This is a genomic window from Intestinibacter sp. (assembly GCF_051866655.1).
GTDB lineage: Bacteria > Bacillota > Clostridia > Peptostreptococcales > Peptostreptococcaceae > Intestinibacter.
The window spans coordinates 1-1,679 of sequence record NZ_JBJDXL010000066.1 but is presented as its reverse complement, the minus strand read 5'-3'; the positions used below and the strand labels follow the sequence as shown (position 1 = coordinate 1,679).

Annotated in this window: 2 protein-coding genes; both read right to left on the bottom strand. The window is 24.3% G+C overall.

Annotated elements, in window-relative coordinates; translation table 11 throughout:
* Positions 1-176 precede the first annotated feature (176 nt).
* On the bottom strand, positions 177-848 hold the full coding sequence (locus tag ACI3VO_RS01885; RefSeq protein ID WP_439756282.1) for a Crp/Fnr family transcriptional regulator: 672 nt from the start codon (positions 846-848) through the stop codon (positions 177-179).
* Positions 849-974: 126 nt separating this feature from the next.
* On the bottom strand, positions 975-1,412 hold the full coding sequence (locus tag ACI3VO_RS01880; RefSeq protein WP_439756281.1) for a hypothetical protein: 438 nt from the start codon (positions 1,410-1,412) through the stop codon (positions 975-977).
* Positions 1,413-1,679: the final 267 nt, after the last annotated feature.

The window sequence follows — 1,679 nt, the reverse complement described above, 5'->3', positions numbered from 1 at the left end:
AATATCTGATTTGAATCCCATAACAAACATCCTCCCACAATTTTGTTTTTTATTTATAATTTATATTTTTATTATGTTTATATTATATATTAATAAAATTGATAAATAAGTTGTTGTGACAACGTAAAAATAAAAAAGTTAAATATTTAACTAAGTTTTTAAAATAACTTAAAAATTTATAGGTTAATAGAAATTATTTCAAATCTATTTTTATCAAATTTAATTAACCCTTCCTTCTGCATAGCACTTAATTCGTGTGATAGAGCACTTCTGTTTACACAAAGGTATTTTGAAAGCTCTTCTCGATTATAAGGAATTGTAAAAATATTGCTGTTATTTTTTTGCTTTTCAAATAGTAAATAAGCTATTATTTTTTGTCTTAATTTGTAATGAGATATTATTTTTATTTTATAATATTTTCGCATATTTTCATTTGCAATAAATTTAAGTACATCTTGTAAAATTATAGATCTGTATTCTTCTGGAATAAATCCTTTTTTAAATATTGCATCTTGGTTAAATATAAACACTTCGGAATCAGTCAAAGCATATATAGAAAATGGACTGATTTTTTCATAGGTGCAAGTTATTTCTAGTCCAAAGGAGTAAGATGGTTCTAATTTGTTTACTAGGCTTTCATCACCAGTAGAGTAAAAGTTAGATACGGCTAGTTTACCACTTAAAATTATACCAATATAATCTACGTATTCTCCTTCATCTAGTAATAGTGCGCCTTTTTCAAAAAATTTAACAGTTCCCTTTAATAAAGGCGTTATTTCCTGCAAAGCTTTTTCGCTTAAATTATGAAAAGGTCTTGATTTTGTCAGAGCTTTTATAATTTTGTCCATAGTAAATTCCCCCGTTTAAAAAGTATTTTAACGTAAAAAAGTAAATGATGTTATAAAAATAATTATATTTAAAAGTATATAAAAAATCAAATTTATAAGAAATCTTTTCTACCTTATATAAGGTTTTTATATGAGTAGAGAGCCATTGATATATGCGTATTTTAGTGTTTTTTGCTTTGGTGTATCTTGAAGATTTATTATTTTAATTTGACTCTGAGGAATATCGTTTTTAAATATAGTAAATAATGAATTCAAATTGTCGTACATTTTAAAAACATCGTCTTTAGATATTTTTGTCTTTACTGAAGATATTAAATTTTCAGTAGATATTTTACTGGACGATTCAAGCTTACTAGTTATTTTATAAATACAATCATCGCATGATATATAGTATGTATTGTCTACAAATAAATAAGGAGATATAGATCTTTCGAAGTCATCGTATTTTTTTTCTATGGTATTCGTTAATTTATATAAAATGGTAGTATCTTGAGGTTTTAAATTAAATTTTTGAATAAGTGTATTCAGTAAAGTTGGGTTTATTTCTTTGAAATTTATGTACATATAAGCCTCCGAATTAAATCAATTTTATTTATAGTATTGATAAAATTAAGGAACTTTATTCAAAAAATTTAATTATTTTACAAATTAAAAAGAGGATAATATATATTATCCTCTCTATTTTTAGGTATTTATAATTTAGGTATTATTTAGCTTCTTTAGCTGCTTTTTCTTCCCAGAAAGTAGCTCCTTTTATTCCTAAGCTAACAGGATCGAAAGTTATTTCTGTAGTAGGAACTCCAGCTTTAAGTTGACGTTCATAGTCATTGA

Bases quoted from the DNA above. Each gene is read 5' to 3' on its own strand.
- ACI3VO_RS01885 (WP_439756282.1), bottom strand. From the start codon at position 848: ATGGACAAAATTATAAAAGCTCTGACAAAATCAAGACCTTTTCATAAT.
- ACI3VO_RS01880 (WP_439756281.1), bottom strand. From the start codon at position 1,412: ATGTACATAAATTTCAAAGAAATAAACCCAACTTTACTGAATACACTT.